Source organism: Citrobacter sp. BDA59-3, assembly GCF_015167655.1.
Taxonomy (GTDB): Bacteria; Pseudomonadota; Gammaproteobacteria; order Enterobacterales; family Enterobacteriaceae; genus Phytobacter; species Phytobacter diazotrophicus.
In genome coordinates this window covers 323,215-342,177 of sequence record NZ_CP063427.1, presented here as the reverse complement: position 1 = coordinate 342,177, position 18,963 = coordinate 323,215, and the positions used below count along the sequence as shown (strand labels likewise).

Annotated in this window: 17 protein-coding genes and 1 riboswitch; of the genes, 7 read left to right on the top strand and 10 right to left on the bottom strand. The window is 54.5% G+C overall.

The window, feature by feature from the left end; translation table 11 throughout:
* Positions 1–30: 30 nt before the first annotated feature.
* From malM to malK, 3 genes are all read right to left on the bottom strand, one after another.
* Entirely contained in the window at positions 31–996 is a 966-nt protein-coding gene (malM, locus tag IP582_RS01600) for a maltose operon protein MalM (RefSeq protein ID WP_193794892.1), read from the bottom strand.
* A gap of 108 nt (positions 997–1,104) precedes the next feature.
* Positions 1,105–2,415 carry a maltoporin gene (locus IP582_RS01595; RefSeq protein WP_039077920.1) on the bottom strand — a complete coding sequence of 437 codons (1,311 nt, stop codon included), beginning with the start codon at positions 2,413–2,415 and terminating at the stop codon, positions 1,105–1,107.
* 109 nt (positions 2,416–2,524) lie between these two features.
* The gene (malK, locus tag IP582_RS01590) at positions 2,525–3,634 is read right to left on the bottom strand and encodes a maltose/maltodextrin ABC transporter ATP-binding protein MalK (RefSeq protein WP_039077921.1); all 1,110 of its coding nucleotides are present in this window, start codon (positions 3,632–3,634) and stop codon (positions 2,525–2,527) included.
* 369 nt (positions 3,635–4,003) lie between these two features.
* On the opposite strand from malK, the gene malE reads away from it, so the two are divergent.
* From malE to malG, 3 genes are all read left to right on the top strand, one after another.
* Positions 4,004–5,194, top strand: coding sequence for a maltose/maltodextrin ABC transporter substrate-binding protein MalE (malE, locus tag IP582_RS01585; RefSeq protein WP_039077922.1), 1,191 nt, complete (start codon positions 4,004–4,006; stop codon positions 5,192–5,194).
* Positions 5,195–5,383: 189 nt separating this feature from the next.
* Positions 5,384–6,928, top strand: coding sequence for a maltose ABC transporter permease MalF (malF, locus tag IP582_RS01580; protein WP_193794891.1), 1,545 nt, complete (start codon positions 5,384–5,386; stop codon positions 6,926–6,928).
* 14 nt (positions 6,929–6,942) lie between these two features.
* Positions 6,943–7,833: a maltose ABC transporter permease MalG gene (gene malG / locus IP582_RS01575; RefSeq protein ID WP_039077937.1), complete on the top strand. Its 891-nt coding sequence runs from the start codon at positions 6,943–6,945 to the stop codon at positions 7,831–7,833.
* A 337-nt stretch (positions 7,834–8,170) separates the two neighbouring features.
* Here malG and psiE read toward each other — a convergent pair whose 3' ends face one another.
* Complete coding sequence (gene psiE, locus IP582_RS01570; protein ID WP_039077938.1) at positions 8,171–8,584, bottom strand: phosphate-starvation-inducible protein PsiE; 414 nt, start codon at positions 8,582–8,584, stop codon at positions 8,171–8,173.
* 145 nt (positions 8,585–8,729) lie between these two features.
* Between psiE and IP582_RS01565 the strand changes: the two genes are divergently transcribed.
* Complete coding sequence (locus tag IP582_RS01565; protein ID WP_193794890.1) at positions 8,730–9,242, top strand: GNAT family N-acetyltransferase; 513 nt, start codon at positions 8,730–8,732, stop codon at positions 9,240–9,242.
* Positions 9,243–9,263: 21 nt separating this feature from the next.
* On the top strand, positions 9,264–9,710 hold the full coding sequence (locus IP582_RS01560; protein ID WP_193796165.1) for an acyltransferase: 447 nt from the start codon (positions 9,264–9,266) through the stop codon (positions 9,708–9,710).
* A 75-nt stretch (positions 9,711–9,785) separates the two neighbouring features.
* On the opposite strand, the gene IP582_RS01555 is transcribed toward IP582_RS01560, so the two are convergent.
* The 5 genes from IP582_RS01555 to pgi all read right to left on the bottom strand — a co-directional run bounded on the left by IP582_RS01555 (position 9,786) and on the right by pgi (position 15,600).
* Entirely contained in the window at positions 9,786–11,882 is a 2,097-nt protein-coding gene (locus IP582_RS01555) for a YjbH domain-containing protein (protein WP_193794889.1), read from the bottom strand.
* Positions 11,882–12,622 carry a capsule biosynthesis GfcC D2 domain-containing protein gene (locus IP582_RS01550; RefSeq protein WP_193794888.1) on the bottom strand — a complete coding sequence of 247 codons (741 nt, stop codon included), beginning with the start codon at positions 12,620–12,622 and terminating at the stop codon, positions 11,882–11,884. Before IP582_RS01550 ends, IP582_RS01555 begins: the two co-directional genes overlap by 1 nt.
* The gene (locus tag IP582_RS01545; protein ID WP_039077928.1) at positions 12,619–13,257 is read right to left on the bottom strand and encodes a YjbF family lipoprotein; all 639 of its coding nucleotides are present in this window, start codon (positions 13,255–13,257) and stop codon (positions 12,619–12,621) included. The genes IP582_RS01550 and IP582_RS01545 overlap by 4 nt, the downstream gene beginning before the upstream one ends.
* 65 nt (positions 13,258–13,322) lie before the next feature.
* Positions 13,323–13,565: an exopolysaccharide production protein YjbE gene (gene yjbE / locus IP582_RS01540; protein WP_039077929.1), complete on the bottom strand. Its 243-nt coding sequence runs from the start codon at positions 13,563–13,565 to the stop codon at positions 13,323–13,325.
* A 388-nt stretch (positions 13,566–13,953) separates the two neighbouring features.
* Complete coding sequence (gene pgi / locus IP582_RS01535; protein WP_193794887.1) at positions 13,954–15,600, bottom strand: glucose-6-phosphate isomerase; 1,647 nt, start codon at positions 15,598–15,600, stop codon at positions 13,954–13,956.
* A 243-nt stretch (positions 15,601–15,843) separates the two neighbouring features.
* Positions 15,844–16,039, top strand: a riboswitch (Lysine riboswitch).
* A gap of 114 nt (positions 16,040–16,153) precedes the next feature.
* On the opposite strand from pgi, the gene lysC reads away from it, so the two are divergent.
* Together lysC and IP582_RS01525 are read left to right on the top strand one after the other, a co-directional pair.
* On the top strand, positions 16,154–17,515 hold the full coding sequence (gene lysC, locus IP582_RS01530; RefSeq protein WP_071194369.1) for a lysine-sensitive aspartokinase 3: 1,362 nt from the start codon (positions 16,154–16,156) through the stop codon (positions 17,513–17,515).
* A gap of 241 nt (positions 17,516–17,756) precedes the next feature.
* Entirely contained in the window at positions 17,757–17,981 is a 225-nt protein-coding gene (locus IP582_RS01525; RefSeq protein ID WP_193794886.1) for a hypothetical protein, read from the top strand.
* 188 nt (positions 17,982–18,169) lie between these two features.
* On the opposite strand, the gene IP582_RS01520 is transcribed toward IP582_RS01525, so the two are convergent.
* Positions 18,170–18,961, bottom strand: coding sequence for a nucleotidyltransferase domain-containing protein (locus tag IP582_RS01520; RefSeq protein ID WP_193794885.1), 792 nt, complete (start codon positions 18,959–18,961; stop codon positions 18,170–18,172).
* Positions 18,962–18,963 lie beyond the last annotated feature (2 nt).

The window sequence follows — 18,963 nt, the reverse complement described above, 5'->3', positions numbered from 1 at the left end:
GTTGCAAACATCAGCATTGCGGGGAGACGGTTACCCCTTGCCTTTTACACTGCTGATAAAGGTTTTCCGGGCGGATGTAGACCCGAGACGCTCAGCTTCATTCAGTAATTTCAGGGCCTTATCGATATCACCTTTTGCGGCGGCCTGTTTAATGGCCTGGTTGAAATAGCTTTCAGTGTCATTCAGCATCGGCTCACTTTTCGCGGCAGGCGCAGGTGCAGAGGTCGGCGCGGTAGCCACCGCAGCAGGTGCGGCCGCTGGTGCGCTATAAGCGGTGGCAGGCGCGGCGGTGTTGCCCACCGTCACCGGCCCTGGTCCGGATGAACCAAACAATGGGCCAACCAGCACGCTGGAACCGCTGTTGGTTTTCACTTTCAGTTTCACCACGCCCTCAGTAACGTGACGGGCTATCGGATCGGGGATATCCGGTACCGCGTTACCCGTTCCTTTGGCATAGGATTTGGCCGGGTCCATCAGTTTGGTGGTCTGGCGCAGATCGTTTTCGGTTGTGAAGACCAGCAGATAGATTTTTTGTTGGCCCAGCGCAGGCGTCAGGCGCATCACCCCTTCCAGCCTGTCGGCACTCATCACTCCCGGCTCCTGATAGGTAAAGAAGCTGCTGGGGAAGTACGCGGCAGGTGACATGTTCTGGTCAAGAACCAACACATTGGGCGCAAAAACGCTGGTTTGTTTATTCACTTCACTGCTGAGCGTGAGCGTCAGTTCACCGATGTTCGCCGGGACACTGTATGCGGCCACCGGGCCACTGATCCCCGCTACATTCAGGCGCTGGCCCGTGGTGGCAAGCTCAGTTGTTTGTGTTTTGCTTTGATCGACAGGCGTCCAGCTCAGTTGCTGGAGTGCGGAGGCCGGAATGGCAGGGGCCGCCGTGGTATTTTGCGGGACAATGTTAACATCTGCGAAGCTAACCCCAGGCGCTGCGGTGAGTAAACCCGCGGTCAGGCACAGGGCGACGAAACTTTTTTTCATTTTCATTGTTATCACCTTCTTTACGAGAGACAGCTAACGCCCGGCAATAGCGCGCTATCTCGAAGAATTGAGGGGCTTGCGCCCCTCTTGTTTCGGTACGTCAGGTGGCGAGGATTACCACCAGATTTCCATCTGGGCGCCGAAGCTCCACTCGTCGTTATCACCACGGCTGAAGGTTTTCGCGGAAGTATCGCGATACGCTACGCCAGAGGTGTAACCAGTACCGGAATCGCTGTTGGCATAGCCCCATTTCTCATCCCACTTCGCGTAGGTTGCGAAAAGACGAATTGCCGGACGAGACCAGATGCTGTCGCCAGCCTGCCACTGTTGGGCCAGGGTGATTTTGTACTGGTTGTTGGTGTCGCTGGTGCGCTGGGATTTGACGTTGTCATAACCCAGTTCCAGCAGGGTGCTCATGATCGGTGTCCATTTGTACATAGGACGTACGCCCACGGTCCACCACTTGGTACCGTTGTTGTCGTCACGGTTGATGTCCTGGTACATACCGACATACATCAGATCCCAGTTGTCAGCGAGGTTGATTGCCCCGTGATCCAGCACGCGCCACAGTGAACCGTTGTTGTTGATGCTGCCGCCCTGCGGAATACCTTTACCGTTAGAGGTCATAGAGTCTGTTGCGTACTGCAGAACAAACTTGTTGTAACCCTTCATCATGCTCTGGGTATGTTCAGCGGTGAACATCCAGCCATCTTTTGATGCGCCCGGCGCCAGGTCATATTTGTCCGGCAGGTTGGTGTGACCGTAATCCACACCAAACTCCAGCGTACCGCCAGGGTTGACAGCCATTTGCGCTAAACGCACGTCGAAGACGTCATTTGGCACCAGGTTGTCATATACACGATTGCCAAGCGAGTCACGGTCAGCGAAAGTACCGGAACCACCCGCCTCAGACGAACGGGTTGCCGCTAAAGAGAGTTTACCGAAGCCAACATCAACGTTTTCAAGACCGGCACCAGGACCAGAGATATCCCAGTAGTAGAAGTCGATCATGTGAACGTCATGACGTTGATAGAAGCGTTTACCTGCCCAGATGGTGGAGCCCGGCAGCGCGTCGATCAGGTTTTTACCCTGAACGTTGGCTTCACGGAACGCAGGGCTGGTCGCTTCCCAGTCATTACGCTGGGCAACGGAGTAGGCTACGTTGGTATCGAAGTAGAAGCTCTTGTCGCCTTCTTTCCATACTTCCTGGCCCAGTTTCAGTTCGGCGTAGGTTTCGCATTCGTTGCCAAGACGATACTTACTTTGAGCACCGGTGGCCTGGAAGCACTGCTGCTCGCCGCCGCTGCCGGTCCAGCCAATACCCGAACGGGCATAGCCTTTAAAATCGACAGCGCCCGCCTGAGCAGACAAAATGCCCGCGGCGATGGCGATTGCCAGTGGAACTTTGCGCAGAGTAGTCATCATTCTATCTCCTGAGATCATTGCTTTTCTTTAAACACCTCGCCTCTCGGGCTGCCTCTTCGTTGGCTGCAACCGCGAACGGTTTGGCGTTTTGCTTTTTTAATGGGAGACCTTAAACGCCCGGCTCTTTATGCAACCGACGACAGGCCGTACCATCCTCGCGGAACAGATGGCAGCGCTCTGGCGGCAAGCCGATAGCGAATGTGGCCCCCTCTTCTACCAACACCACGTCATTCTGGCGGTAGACCAGGTTTTGACGGATGGCGGGGATCTGGATGTGAATTTGCGTTTCGTGGCCTAGCTGTTCGACGACCTGAACTTCGCCTTCCAGGGTGACATCAGCGATGTCGCTTGGCAGCAGGTGTTCAGGACGAATACCGAGTGACATATTGCTGCCGACCTGCACATTGGCGCTGTCGACAGGCAGCCAGACCCGCTGGCGGTTAGGCAGCTCGACCTGGACTTGTTCAATGGCGGTGGCCGTTACCTTCACCGGCAGGAAATTCATTTTTGGCGAACCAATAAACCCGGCGACAAAGCGGTCTGACGGATAGTGGTAAAGCTCAAGCGGTTTACCCACCTGCGCGACGCGACCGGCGTCCAGCACCACGATTTTGTCAGCGAGCGTCATCGCTTCTACCTGATCGTGGGTGACGTAAATCATCGTGCGGCCGAGGCGCTTATGCAGACGCGAAATCTCAATACGCATCTGCACACGCAGCGCGGCATCGAGGTTGGAAAGCGGTTCATCCAACAGGAAAACGCGCGGTTCTGCCACCAGCGTACGACCAATTGCCACGCGCTGACGCTGACCGCCAGACAAGGCTTTCGGTTTACGCTCCAGCAAATGCGCCAGTTGCAGGACTTCTGCGACCTGGGTGACCCGCTGGTTGATGACCTCTTTTTTCGCCCCGGCCAGCTTTAAGCCGAATGACATGTTCTCCGCCACAGAAAGGTGCGGATAAAGTGCATAAGACTGAAACACCATGCCCACGCCGCGCTCGGCGGGTGGGATATCGTTCATACGAGCATCGCCAATAAACAAATCGCCGCTGGTAATGGTTTCCAGACCCGCAATCATGCGCAGCAGCGTCGATTTCCCACAGCCTGACGGACCGACAAACACCACGAATTCTCCTTCGTGGATGTCGAGATTGATGTCTTTTGACACCACCACATCGCCCCAGGCTTTCGTTACATTCCGCAGCTGTACGCTCGCCATGCCCCTCTCCCTTCGTTACAACCTGTCACTTACAGAAACATTCAAGATGCGCTGACTATGGGCTATTGATAACGCTGGCGAATCCTCCACCCCCTCGCTTTTTTATGGGGGAGGAGACGGGAGGATGAGAGGGACGAGTCTGCCCCGCGTTGCCGGGGGCTGAGGCGATTTTCGTGACGCAGACGGCAAAAATCGGTGTGTTTTTATGTGCGCTGACACACATAAAGAAACTTTATGTAACAGAGATCACACAAATCCACCCAGGGGCGTAGGGGTAAGGAGGATGAGAAGCGCTTGCCAACAAAGGAGACTACACCCCGTTAGACCACCAAACATATCCACGAGCACATCACCTAAAGGACGGGATATATGAAATTCAAAACAGGCGCACGCATCCTCGCATTGTCCGCACTGACGACGATGATGTTCTCCGCTTCTGCCCTCGCAAAGATTGAAGAAGGTAAGCTGGTTATCTGGATCAACGGCGACAAAGGCTATAACGGCCTGGCCGAAGTGGGTAAAAAATTCGAGAAAGATACCGGTATTAAGGTCACCGTTGAGCACCCGGACAAGCTGGAAGAGAAATTCCCGCAAGTTGCAGCGACCGGCGATGGCCCGGACATTATTTTCTGGGCTCATGACCGTTTTGGCGGCTACGCACAGTCTGGCCTGCTGGCGGAAGTGACCCCGGATAAAGCCTTCCAGGACAAGTTATTCCCGTTCACCTGGGATGCAGTGCGTTATAACGGCAAGCTGATCGCCTACCCGGTCGCCGTGGAGTCCCTCTCACTGATTTACAACAAAGATCTCGTGCCGAACCCGCCAAAAACCTGGGAAGAGATCCCGGCACTGGATAAAGAGCTGAAAGCGAAAGGTAAGAGCGCGCTGATGTTCAACCTGCAAGAGCCGTACTTCACCTGGCCGCTGATTGCCGCTGACGGCGGTTACGCCTTCAAGTTTGAAAACGGCAAATATGACGTGAAAGACGTTGGCGTGGACAGCGCTGGCGCGAAAGCGGGTCTGAGCTTCCTGGTTAAGCTCATCAAAGACAAACATATGAATGCGGATACGGATTACTCCATCGCCGAAGCCGCGTTTAACAAAGGCGAAACTGCGCTGACTATTAACGGTCCGTGGGCGTGGGGCAACATTGATAAGAGCAAAATCAACTACGGCGTGACCTCTTTGCCAACCTTTAAAGGCAAAGCGTCCAAACCGTTCGTTGGTGTGCTGAGTGCCGGTATTAACGCCGCCAGCCCGAATAAAGAACTGGCAAAAGAGTTTCTGGAAAACTACCTGCTGACCGATCAGGGTCTGGATGAAGTGAATAAAGACAAACCACTCGGCGCGGTAGCACTGAAATCCTTCCAGGACCAGTTAGCTAAAGATCCACGTATCGCGGCAACAATGGATAACGCCCAGAAAGGCGAAATCATGCCGAACATCCCGCAGATGGCCGCCTTCTGGTACGCCACCCGCACCGCCGTGATCAACGCTGTGAGTGGTCGTCAGACCGTCGATGCCGCGCTGAAAGACGCACAGGGTCGTATTACTAAGTAAGACTGTAGTCCCTTATTTCTCAGGAAGTAAGGATTGTTAAATACGTTGTTTACACGAAATCATTCGTGTTGCATCGAGGCGGCAAGGATGCAAATCCCCAGGAGCTTACAAAAGTAAGTGACTGGGGTGCGCATCCGCAGCCAACAAAGAGGCAACGCGAAGGATGAAGTGTAAAGAGGAAACTCCCCCATGGATGTCATTAAAAAGAAGCACTGGTGGCAAAGTGACGCGCTGAAATGGTCAGTGATAGGTCTGCTGGGCTTACTGGTGGGGTACCTTGTAGTTTTAATGTATGCACAAGGGGAATATCTTTTCGCCATCACGACGCTGATTTTAAGCTCGGCTGGCCTGTACATTTTTGCGAACCGTAAAACCTACGCCTGGCGCTATGTCTATCCAGGCCTTGCCGGGATGGGGCTGTTTGTCCTGTTTCCCTTGATTTGTACCATCGCCATTGCGTTCACGAACTACAGCAGCACCCACCAGCTCACGCAAGAACGCGCGCAGCAGGTGCTGATGGACCGCTCTTATCAGGCGGGCAAAACCTATAACTTTACGCTTTTCCCGGCGGAGGGAAGCTGGCGACTGGCGCTGACCGACGGTGAAAGCGGCAAAAACTATCTTTCGGACGCCTTTAAACTCGGTGGCGAGCAAAAAATCGTCTTAAAAGAGGCGGATACCCTGCCTGCGGGCGAACGTGGCACCCTGCGCGACGTCACGCAAAACCGCACCGCGCTTAACCAGCTTACCGCCGTATTGCCAGATAACAGCAATGTTGTGATGAGCTCACTGCGTCAGTTCTCTGGTACCACGCCGCTGTACAGCATGGCGGAAGATGGCACGCTCACCAACAAGCAGAGCGGTGTGAAATACCGTCCCAATAACACTCTCGGTTTCTATCAGGCCATTAATGCTGATAACAGTTGGGGCGATGAAAAGCTCAGCCCAGGCTACACCGTGACCATTGGCTGGGATAACTTCATGCGCGTCTTTACCGATGAAGGTATCCAGAAACCGTTTATTGAGATTTTCGTCTGGACGGTAGTCTTCTCGCTGTTAACCGTCGTGTTGACCGTCGCCGTCGGCATGGTACTGGCCTGTCTGGTGCAATGGGAATCGCTGAAAGGCAAGGCCATCTACCGCGTCCTGCTGATTCTGCCTTACGCCGTGCCGTCCTTTATCTCCATTCTGATCTTCAAGGGGCTGTTTAACCAGAGCTTCGGTGAGATCAACATGATGCTGAGCGCGCTGTTTGGTATCAAACCGGCGTGGTTTAGCGACCCGACCACGGCACGTTCGATGATCATTATCGTCAACACCTGGCTCGGTTATCCGTACATGATGATTCTGTGCATGGGGCTGCTGAAAGCGATTCCGGACGATTTGTATGAAGCCTCGGCAATGGATGGCGCCGGGCCGTTCCAGAACTTCTTCCGCATCACTTTTCCGCTGCTGATCAAGCCGCTCACCCCGCTGATGATCGCCAGTTTCGCCTTTAACTTTAATAACTTCGTGTTGATTCAATTGTTGACCAACGGTGGCCCGGACCGTATCGGCACCACCACGCCTGCGGGCTATACCGACCTGCTGGTCAGCTACACCTACCGCATTGCCTTTGAGGGTGGCGGTGGGCAAGATTTTGGCCTCGCGGCCGCTATCGCCACGCTGATTTTCTTGCTGGTTGGCGCGCTTGCCATCATCAACCTGAAAGCCACACGCATGAAATTTGATTAAGGAGGGCGATGATTATGGCAATGGTCCAGGCGAAATCGCAAAAATTAAGGTTATTCGTTACCCATTTGTTATTGCTGGTATTTATCGCTGCAATTATGTTCCCGCTGCTGATGGTGATCACCATCTCTCTGCGTGAAGGCAACTTCGCCACCGGGAGCCTGATTCCGGAAAGCATCTCGTGGGAACACTGGAAACTGGCGCTGGGCTTTAGCGTGGAGCACGCCGATGGCCGCGTGACGCCGCCCCCCTTCCCGGTGCTGCTGTGGTTGTGGAACTCCATTAAGATCGCAGCGATTACCGCCATCGGTGTAGTGGCGCTCTCAACTACCTGTGCGTATGCCTTTGCCCGTATGCGCTTTCCTGGCAAAGCGACGCTGCTGAAAGGGATGCTGATTTTCCAGATGTTCCCGGCGGTACTGTCACTGGTGGCTCTGTATGCCTTGTTTGACCGTTTGGGCCAGTACATTCCGTTTATCGGCCTGAACACGCACGGCGGGGTTATTTTCGCCTATATGGGCGGCATCGCCCTGCACGTCTGGACGATTAAAGGTTATTTCGAAACCATCGACAACTCGCTGGAGGAAGCGGCAGCGCTGGATGGCGCAACGCCGTGGCAGGCATTCCGTCTGGTGCTGTTGCCGCTGTCAGTACCGATTCTGGCGGTCGTGTTCATTCTGTCGTTTATCGCCGCGATCACCGAAGTGCCAGTAGCCTCGTTGCTACTGCGCGATGTCAACAGCTACACCCTGGCCGTTGGCATGCAGCAATACCTCAACCCGCAAAACTATCTGTGGGGCGACTTTGCAGCCGCTGCGGTGCTGTCAGCAATCCCGATTACGGTTGTCTTCCTGCTTGCGCAGCGTTGGCTGGTTAACGGCCTCACCGCAGGCGGTGTAAAAGGTTAATTTTCATCGTCATACTCTAAATAATTCGCGTGGCAGGAAGGCGGCAAATGAGAGAGTCCCCGGGAGCTTACTGGAGTAAGTGACCGGGGTGAACGAGTGTAGCCAACGCATCTGCAACGTGAAGTATGACGAGTATATATGCCACTGTAGTCCTCATTGGAATATTGACCCGAACTCTAAATAATTCGGGTTGCAGGAAGGCGGCAAGAGAGAGCATCCCCGGTAACTTACAAAATGTAGGTGACGGGGGTAAACGAGGCCGCCAACCCCCCTGCAAACCGATATATGGCGAGTTAACTTGTGACTGTTGTTAGGCGCTCCCCGGAGCGCCATTTTTTTATTCGCGTTTCAGACGTTTAGAGTTACACAACCACAAGGTGATCACGAGAAGCAGGATCGCGCCAGAGTAGATCAGCACGTCCATTGGCGATTTATGATCGACGATGATCAGCCGCACAATGGCGGTGATCCCAATGTAGATAAAATAACGAAGCGGGAAGTGAAAACCGGACTGAAAGTACTTCACAATCAGCGCGATAAATTCAAAGTAAAGAAAGTAGACCACCAGTCCTTCCACCAGCGCATACTTGCTGGTTTGTTCAGGCGCGAAAAGGACATCCGCCAGATGCAGCGTCTCCTTACCCAGAAAGACAACCAGAATCAGGCCAAGACTCAGCAAACCCAGATTCAACACGGTCTGGAGAACAGTGGAGATAAACTCAACGCGTGGACGAACAGTTAGCGATGGCATTGTCATACCGGCACCTCATTCTCAGTGGCGAGCTTTCTGTATAACGCAAAAATGTGATCCAGATCTAGATTTTTTGCTTATATTTTGTGCTCTATCGTGGTGACATATCGCCCTGCAAGCACAGCAACAGGGAGTAAAAAACATAATGCTTACAATCTGTAAGGCGCAGGTTAACGATGCTGAACTGCTCCACGATATGGCATATGCCAGCTACACCCATCATTTCGCCCATTTGTGGCAGAACAAAGATGAACTGGCGAATTTTCTCGCGCAAGAATACGCCCTGCCCGTTTTACAGCAGAGTCTGCAGGACGAGGGATGCTGCTGGCTGATTGCGGCCAGCGATGGTATCCCGGTCGGCTTTGCCAAATTCAGTTGGCATGCTGCCGCCAGCCCCCAGGGCCCGTCAGGAACGCTACTGCATAAACTCTATTTTCTGCCGCAGGCGACCGGTAAAGGTTATGGGGAAGGTGTTATCCAGGAGGTAACGCGTCGCGCGCGGGAACATGGCGAACGCTTCCTGTGGCTGGAAGTGTTGGATGCCAACCCGCAGGCCCGTCGATTCTATGAACGCCAGGGCTTTGAACACCTGCGGGATACCGTGTTCAGTACCGCCTCGCAGCAGAGCACGCTGCATATTCTGGGCAAAGTCATTTAAGGAGATGGGATGGGTGCGAAGATGCGGCAGGCCGCTATCCGTAACGTGGTTTGCGGTGAGAATGTGGTGATCTATGACCCGGTGAATCTGTATGACTGCGAACTGGCAGAAGACGTTTTCATCGGACCTTTTGTCGAAATTCAGGGGCATACAAAAATCGGTGCGGGCAGCAAAATCCAGTCCCACAGTTTTATCTGCGAATATGTGACCATTGGCGAGCGCTGTTTTATTGGTCATGGCGTGATGTTCGCCAACGATATGTTTCGTGAAGGCAAGCCCAACCCGGACAGGGATAGCTGGGGAAAGATCGTGGTGGGTAATGATGTGTCGATTGGCAGCGGCGCCACCATTCTGGCAGTGACCATTTGCGATGGCGTGGTGATTGGTGCGGGCAGCGTGGTCACCAAATCGATTACCGAGAAAGGGGTTTACGCGGGCAATCCGGCGAAGCTGTTGCGGCGCTTGTAGACCCCCGGCGGCGCTGCGCTTGCCGGGGCTACACGCCCAGTCGCCCGGATAATACGTTTGCGCCGCATCCGGGAATTAGCGGAAATTCAAACTTTTATCGCTGGTCATACTGTAAAGATCGAACTTACGTCCCAGCATCTGTCCGCCGTCACGCGTCAGTGGCGTCCAGCCCACGGCCGCACGGCTGCGGGTAGCACCGGAGGTGAAGAGATCCATTGGAATAGACACATACACCCCTTTGGTGAAATCCCCCTCTCCGTACTCTTTCGGCGACACGTTGGTGATGGTGGCATACGTCCCGACAACCACCCCGCTGTCGAAATGTTTAGCCACTTCCAGAGTGCCGCCTTTATCGCCCGCCAGATATTGCCCGACGCTCGCTTTGATCAGCACATCCTGGGCGAACGGGGGTGTCCAGTAGGCCGTTAAGTGCCCGGTTTTAACGCTGTAATCCGTAAACTTCATCATATCCTGCGCGCTACGCCAGTCACGCTGTTTCACGTAGTTGGCGTCAATACCAAAGGCCCAATTGCTGTCAACCGGACGCCACAGCACCTCTGCCCCCGCACCACCGTACATCGTCTCCAGATAACCGGCGTACACCTGGCCATAGAAATTGTTACCCATATACTGGAAGTAGTTGGCCTGCAGGTTGTTCACGTAGATATCGTTTTGCACATACTCACGCACGCGGGTGCGTACACGTGGCAGTTTTGAATCCGGCGGCGGATTGGTGTAGTTAAATTTGTCGTAGTTATTGGCAATGTTGGCGAACAGGCTGCCGGTTGTCAGCAGGTGATCGCTCAGCCACCAGTCGGCGGTCGCCATCGCCCCAAGCTGGTACATGTAAAAACTTTCCGGACCCCCAACAGACTGGTTTAATACCGGGTCGATGTGGAAATCAAAGCTCGATTTCTCGATATACCAGCCCTGTTCCGGCTTATCCGGCACAATCGGCTCAACACGCCGTTGCACGAGCTGCGTTTCCTGGCCCAGTGGCTCACCTTCAAGATGACGCTGCAGACTGGCAACATCGGTTTCGGTGGTCACCTGCGGCATATTCAGACGGTTTTCCGTCACGCGGATCGTGCGGATACCCTCCGGTAAATCGTTCATGATGATACGATTTGCGCGCACCACGCCTTCCTGGGAGTCACGGTATTTCACCTGCTCCCCGGTCACGTAGAGCGTGTCGCCCTTCACCTGAATTTGTGGATTGGCAAACCCGGCGTTGTACTTCAACAAGGTCAATTGATTGGCCACGACAGAGTGCTGCAGAATGGCATCCTGGGGCTGTGGCTGATACTTCGGACGTGAGTTATCGTTGTAATTCGGACGCAACTCATTGAAGTTATTACGCAGGGTAAAACCGAACATCACGGTATTTCCACGCTCATAGCTCAGGTTCACGTCGGCCCAGTCCGTCACCCGATAAATCGCGCCGACGTTAAACTTGCTCTTTTGCGGTAGCTTACCGGCAAAGTCCTGCTGATAGTTGTTGCCTTCATATTCCAGTTTCAGACGCAGCGGCTGCCACGGCGTCTGGTATTCCACCCCGCCGAAAAGCGCGGTCGGGCCGTGAAACATCTGGCTGGCATCCACAGAGCCCGCCTGGTTATAGCTGTTATCGCGATAGCAGAATTTTTGCTTATAGGTACACAGCGGGTTTTTGATATTGCCAGAGGTACCCAGATATCCCCAGCCAAGCCCAAGCGAGAAATCAAAGGGTCCCCAGGCTTTGTTCGCCACAACATACTCGCCGTCAAACAGGCCAGTACCACCGATATCGCGCGCGCCAACCGCCACCTGCGGCAACCAGAATCCCTCTTCCCATAAACGCACTTTCACGTCGAAGGCTTTATCCTTATAGGTCTGCTCACCGGAGAAGGCCTCCACGCTGCTGTATTTCCGGGTACGCACATCGGTATAACGCAGTGTGGTTTCCAGCCACGGGAAAAGCTGCATTGAGCCTGAATAGTAGCGATACTGGTCGTTGTCGCGATAGTTAAGGCTGATCTCCCCCGCAGGCGCCATACGGGCCGTCGGGGTTTGCAACAGACCTACGCCACCAAAATCCGATTGCGAGGGCCCAACAGGTGCCGGATACGTTTCAGCCTGGCAGGCGGCACTCACACTTAGCGCCAGGACACTGATGACAAACGATTTTTTCATTATTCTTCCGGTATCCGATGCGTCAGTAAGCGAAGAATGTCAGCGTTCAGCACTTCGTAGCGATCGCCCCATAATGCCGGAGCGAAGCCGACAAAAATCACGCTGCCCGGCATAGGTTCAACATGGCGTCGGTTCCAGTACGCCACCGGCACTTTCTCTGTCCGACCATTGGGATAAATCAGCCAGGCATCGCTTTTTTCCGCCCCGCTCAGCAAACTCATCTCATCGAGGTAACTCACCACGTCACGTCCTGGCGTAAAGGGCTTTTTACCCGGCTGGCTTACCAGCCCCAGCACGGTGACAGTCGCAGGCTGGGGTCCGACCCATAAGCTGTATTCGCCCTCCAGCGGAGGGTTAGCACGCGTTTTAATTCGCACATAATCCGGGTCGAGATTGATCAATTGCCGCCCCGTCACACGCAGCGCCTGAACCTGGCGACGCATACTGTTTATCGCTGCCGCATCGTCGCCCTCTTCCCCGGCGGCCAACGCGCTAAGGCGGCCAAGTAATGCCTGCTGGCGCTGCTCTTCAAGAGCCGTGGCCTGCCGCTCGCTGATGACCGCCCCCGGCCACCAGCTTTGTGCCAGACGAGGCTGCCCCACGACATCAATCAGACGTGCCGCGTTGGTGAGTACCCTGGGTTTACTGTCGCCTGCCATGTAGACATTGACGTTGCCAGCGGCCTGCGCCAGTGAAGAGGCGAAACAGAGTAACAGCGCGGTCGCGGATAAGAGCCTCATGATTTCGCCGCCTTGATAAGCATGGTTCTGACCGGGAACCAGTTCGCCCCCAGGTACTGTTCCGACTGACGAATTAATCCGTCTTCATCCACCCAGTAACGGTTGCGCCAGTGGGTCTGGTCCGTCGTAATCTCTTCATCAAGAATGCGCACATGCGTGGATTCGCTGCCCAGCGTGACCGAGTCAGAGCCATTCCAGTGGAAGACCGAGCGCGCCGTCGCGTAACGCACCTGTTTGTGCTCCGTCCAGCCCATTGTGCGGGTCCAGCTCGCGCCGTCGATAATTTGATTTGGGTTGGCTAACGGGTCTGCCGCCAGGTTATTCACCTCCAGCAGGTTGTCGCCGTTGGTCAGGGTTTTCACAATGCGATAATGCTGTGTAACGAAAATGGCCTGATCCTGCGTTGCCCATTTCTGCAGCCCGTCTTCTGAGAAGGCGAGCACAACGAAAAGCTGCGGCCCGCCATTGAGCCGCACATACTGGCTGGCGTAGGGCATGTTTTGGATTTCGTCATCGGTTAACTGGACGCCCGGCGTGCCGAACACGCTATTCCAGAGCGAATAGCCCAGCCCTTTCGTGGTGGATGAACAGGCCTGAATCAGCAGGCAAATCAGGATGATCGCGGGTCGCTTCACGACTCTTCTCCAGAGGGGGACGAAATAACCACACCGAAGTGTGGTTATGATTAAAGTACTCGCCGTTATTGAGTACTGGTGGTCGTGGTGGTCGTGGTTCCGGTATTGGAACCATCACCGCCACCGGTTGCCGCAAGGGCAACACCTACCGCGGAACTTACGGTGCTGACGCTGGTTGCTGAGGAGCTACCCGCAGAAACTGTCGTCGCTGCCGACCCTGCCGCATCACCGACTTCAATCGGTGCCGCAAAAGCAGAACTCGCCGCAAGCGCGGTAATGGCAAAAATGCCATACAGTGCTTTTTTCATATCAATTTCCCTTCATTGAATGAATGGAGATTTGCCTGAAAATAAACAGGCGAGAACGAGTATACACAACTAAAGCAGGCTATTTGTCGAATGGGAAACGCAGCGGGAAGTTTTAAGAAAATTGGATAAAAACGATAAACTGCCAATATTAATTTAATATAAAATCATTATATTTCATTTATTTACAATTAAAGAAACAACCTGGCAGTATACGTAACATCTGAAAATAACACTGAGGAATTAACCGGATATTCTGTTTTTTCAGAATAACCTCATAATGAAGGATTATGTCGACGCCGGAACAACAAGAATTATCCGATAATAAAATGCCGACGTTATGTCGGCATTTTAATTTGCGTATTTCGCTCATCCTTACCGATGAACGATATTAACGCCAGGCTTTATAAAGATTAATCAGGCCATTCGTGGAACTGTCATGGCTGCTGACTTCTTTATCATCACCGAGTTCAGGCAGGATACGGTTAGCAAGCTGTTTGCCAAGCTCAACGCCCCATTGATCGAAGGTGAAGATGTTGAGGATCGCGCCCTGAGTAAAGATTTTGTGCTCGTACAGTGCGATCAACGCGCCCAGGCTGAACGGGGTAATTTCGCGCAGCAGGATGGAGTTGGTTGGACGGTTGCCTTCGAACACTTTGAACGGTACCACGTGTTCCAGCGTCGCGGGATCTTTACCCTGATCGCGATATTCCTGCTCAACCACTTCGCGGGATTTACCAAACGCCAGCGCTTCGGTCTGCGCAAAGAAGTTAGACAGCAGCTTCGGATGGTGGTCAGACAGCGGGTTGTGGGTGATCGCCGGGGCGATGAAATCGCAAGGAACCATTTTGGTGCCCTGGTGAATCAGTTGATAGAACGCGTGCTGGCCGTTAGTACCCGGCTCACCCCAGATGATGGGGCCGGTCTGGTAATCCACCGCGTTGCCGTTACGGTCAACGTATTTACCGTTGGATTCCATGTTGCCCTGCTGGAAGTAAGCGGCAAAGCGGTGCATGTACTGGTCGTACGGCAGAATCGCTTCGGTTTCCGCACCAAAGAAGTTGTTGTACCAGATACCGATCAGCGCCAGCAACACCGGCAGGTTTTTCTCAGCCGGCGTGGTGGAGAAGTGTTTGTCCATCGCGTGCGCGCCGGAGAGCAGCTCAACAAAGTTGTCGAAGCCAACGGACAGAATGATGGACAGGCCAATCGCCGACCACAGAGAGTAACGGCCGCCAACCCAGTCCCAGAACTCAAACATGTTCGCCGTGTCGATACCAAACTCGCCAACCGCTTTGCCGTTGGTGGACAGCGCGGCAAAGTGTTTTGCCACGTGTTTGTTGTCGCCAGCGGTTTTCAGAAACCAGTCGCGCGCGCTGTGGGCGTTGGTCATGGTTTCCTGAGTAGTGAAGGTTTTAGACGCGACCAGGAACAGTGTGGTCTCCGGGTTTACTTTCTTGAGCACTTCGGCGATGTGGGTACCATCGACGTTAGAAACGAAGTGCATATTCAGATGGTTTTTGTACGGGCGCAGCGCTTCGGTCACCATGAACGGGCCGAGGTCGGAACCGCCGATACCGATGTTCACCACGTCAGTGATCGCTTTGCCGGTGTAGCCTTTCCAGCTACCTGAAATGATCGCTTCAGAGAACGCTTTCATTTTTTCCAGCACCGCGTTGACTTCCGGCATCACATCTTTGCCGTCAACAATAATCGGGGTATTGCTACGGTTACGCAACGCCACATGCAGCACGGCGCGATCTTCGGTACGGTTGATTTTCTCACCGGAGAACATGGACTTGATAGCATCCGCCAGAGCGGTCTCTTTGGCCAGATCCTGCAGTTTGCTCAGGGTCTCTTCGGTGATGCGGTTTTTGGAGAAATCCACCAGCATGAAGTCATCGAAGGTCGCGGAGAATTTAGAGAAACGATCGGCATCTTTCGCGAACAGATCCGCGATAGTAACGTCTTTCATTTCATCGAAGTGTTTCTGTAATGCCTGCCAGGCAGCGGTCTGCTTTGGGTTGATGTTTTTCATTAGCAATACTCTTCTGATTTGAGAATTGTGACTGCGGTCGATTGTAGCGCCTGCGAATGAAAATTGTGATGGTTTTTGTGTCGCTGTCCAGCAGCGCTGCTAAAACAGCCTTTTTTACGCGATAAGTATGTCTAACATAAGACGTTTTTCTAATCGATTCGTCTGCATGAAAAATCCGCATAATCGTAGCATTGACAGCGGTGCCGCCAGCCTTTATTTATTAGGGCGCTACCCGCGCGTGCGCGGGCCAGAAGAGGCGCGTTACCCAGGTACGGTGTTGGAAGAGCCAATCTAACGAAAACACCTGAGGGGGAGTAACGCCGAGGTGGTGAAGTGCATGGCGGCATTCATCATCGGCTACAGGGGCTGAATCCCTTGAGTTGTCACCAGAAACGTTCGCAGTCGGGCGTTTCACAAGTGGTGGAGCACTTCTGGGTGTAATCGTAGTTGTCTTTTGCTCTGCGCCTACCCCTTTTCGCTCTTCCCTTGTGCCATGGCTGAATAATGTTGTCTGACGTCACACGCCAGGCTTCCCTGACACGAGGTTATAACAATGAGTCACTCCGTTTCCCCGCTCGTCGTCGCCAAATTCGGCGGTACCAGCGTGGCAAATTTTGATGCAATGAACCACAGTGCGGACGTGGTGCTTTCCGATGCGAGCGTACGTCTGGTCGTGCTTTCCGCCTCTGCCGGTATCACCAATTTGCTGGTCGCGCTTGCCGAAGGGCTTGAGGCTAGCGAGCGTTTCGTTAAGCTCGATGCGATTCGCAAAATTCAGTTCGATATTCTGGAGCGTCTGGCGAATCCAAACGTTATTCGCGAAGAGATCGAACGTCTGCTGGAAAATATCACCACTCTGGCAGAAGCCGCTTCGCTGGCAACCTCTAATGCATTGACCGATGAGCTGGTCAGCCACGGCGAACTGATGTCCACCCTGTTGTTTGTTGAGATTCTGCGTGAACGCAATGTGCAGGCGCAGTGGTTTGACGTGCGTAAAGTGATGCGTACGAACGATCGCTTTGGCCGCGCCGAGCCCGATGTGGCAGCCCTGTCAGAACTGGCGACCCAGCAGCTTGCGCCGCGCCTGGCCGACACCATCGTTATTACGCAGGGCTTTATTGGCAGTGAAGCGAAAGGCCGTACCACCACGCTGGGACGTGGCGGCAGTGACTACACCGCAGCGCTGCTCGGCGAAGCGCTGCATGCGACCCGCGTTGATATCTGGACCGATGTCCCCGGCATTTACACCACCGACCCGCGCGTAGTGCCTGCCGCCAAACGCATTGACGAGATTGCCTTTGAAGAAGCGGCTGAGATGGCGACATTCGGCGCGAAAGTTCTGCACCCGGCAACCTTGCTGCCTGCCGTTCGTAGCGATATCCCGGTGTTTGTCGGTTCCAGCAAAGATCCCAAAGCCGGCGGTACACTGGTGTGCAACAAAACCAGTAACCCGCCGCTGTTCCGCGCGCTGGCGTTACGTCGCAGGCAGACATTGTTGACGCTACACAGCCTGAATATGCTGCACTCCCGTGGTTTCCTGGCGGAGGTGTTCGGCATTCTGGCGCGTCACAGCATTTCGGTTGACCTGATCACCACCTCGGAGGTGAGCGTGGCGCTGACGCTGGATACCACCGGGTCCACGTCAACCGGCGATACGTTGCTCACGCAGGGTCTGCTGACCGAGCTTTCGTCACTCTGTCGTGTGGAAGTGGAAGAGAACCTCGCGCTGATAGCGATAATTGGTAATGACCTGTCGAAAGCCTGCGGTGTTGGCAAAGAGGTCTTCGGCGTGCTGGACCCGTTCAATATCCGCATGATTTGCTACGGCGCGTCCAGCCACAACCTCTGTTTCCTGGTGCCGGGCGCCGAAGCTGAGCAGGTGGTGCAGAAGCTGCATCATAATTTGTTCGAGTAATCGCAGGCAGCGGGGCGGGAGGGGAACGCGGTGTTCCCCTTTACCCGTTCACGTGTTCAGGAGGTCCATTTCGCCATGAACATACGGTGAAGGGAACCCACCACCTGAGCCGCATATTCCCCTCACCCCAACCCTCTCCCCGGGGGCTGAGGAATCCCCAGTAATCTTACCTTTTACAGCGACAACGCCGCTTAATAAGAATAAAACAGTGACAGCGATGACAGGGTCCGGCTGAAAATCGATGAGGCGTTGGCGGCTGACCGGGGCCGCCCGCAGGGAAGCGGGCGGAGGGGATAGCCTGCAAGGACGCAGGCTGGTCCCCGCCCCGAAAGTCAGACGACATAAGCATCATGGACCGCGCCAGCGGCGATTTTCCTGGCCGGGAGCCCGGGTCGCCAGGGTGGTGGCGGTGAGCCACCCTGGCAGGTTCACGAGTTCTGTCGCGACAGAAAAGCAAGGAACATAAGGTGAACGGAATGACCATCAGAGCCGCATCTTCCCCCTCACCCTAACCCTCTCCCCAAAGAGGAGAGGGAACCGATCGTGCTCGCATTTTTGTGGGGATTCCTCAGCCCCGGGGGAGAGGGAGAAAACCAGCCGTACCCCGCATAAGGCGTCTACGCCGCCACCCGGGGCAACCGTAATTTACCGGGCCTACATCTGCCCCATGACCGTCCGGTACAACATTGCGTCCAACGTCCTGACGTCGCCTTCCCGGCTCTCCGGTAACGCAGGGGGAATGGTTCCCCTTTCGATCTCGGCTGCGATAAACGCGTGTAAACGTGGCAGATGCTGGCCGTATTCCGCTTCTCCTGCACGCTGCTTACGTGCCAGCAATTCAGCAATCTCCTGACGCAATGGCGCATCCAGCTCGCTTCCGGCCAGCAGTTCGGCAAAGCGCATCGGCGGCACACCTTTTCCCGCCTCTACCCAACGCACCGCCAGCAATGGGCGCAGCACATAAAAGTATTTCTTTAACCGCACCTCATCGCCCTGCAAATAGCTGTGAAAGTTTCGGCGGGCCATCGAGTAGTAATGCCAGCACGCCCGCACGGCGGAAAACCATTTCGGCATCTCCGCCTTAAGCGCACAGACGGTAGCATCGTCTTGCTGATAGACCACCGGTGAATCCAGCCACTCGATCAGGGTCGGGTTTGCGCTTTTCAGTAAGCCTAAGGCTTTACGCCACTCCCAACCGCTCACGTCCAGTTCATCATCGATGGGCAGTTCGATCACGTCACGCGGCGCTTCTACGCGCAGATACCACTCCGGCGGATGCACATATAAAAAACGCACATCGTAGTCGCTGTCCGGTGAGGCAAAGCCCCAGCCACGGCTGCCGGATTCGCAGGCGTACAGCACTCTGACACCGTAACGCTGCTCCACCTCTTTTAATTGCTGCCGCACGCGTTCACGCATTGCGGCATCCACTCCGCTATAAGACATCT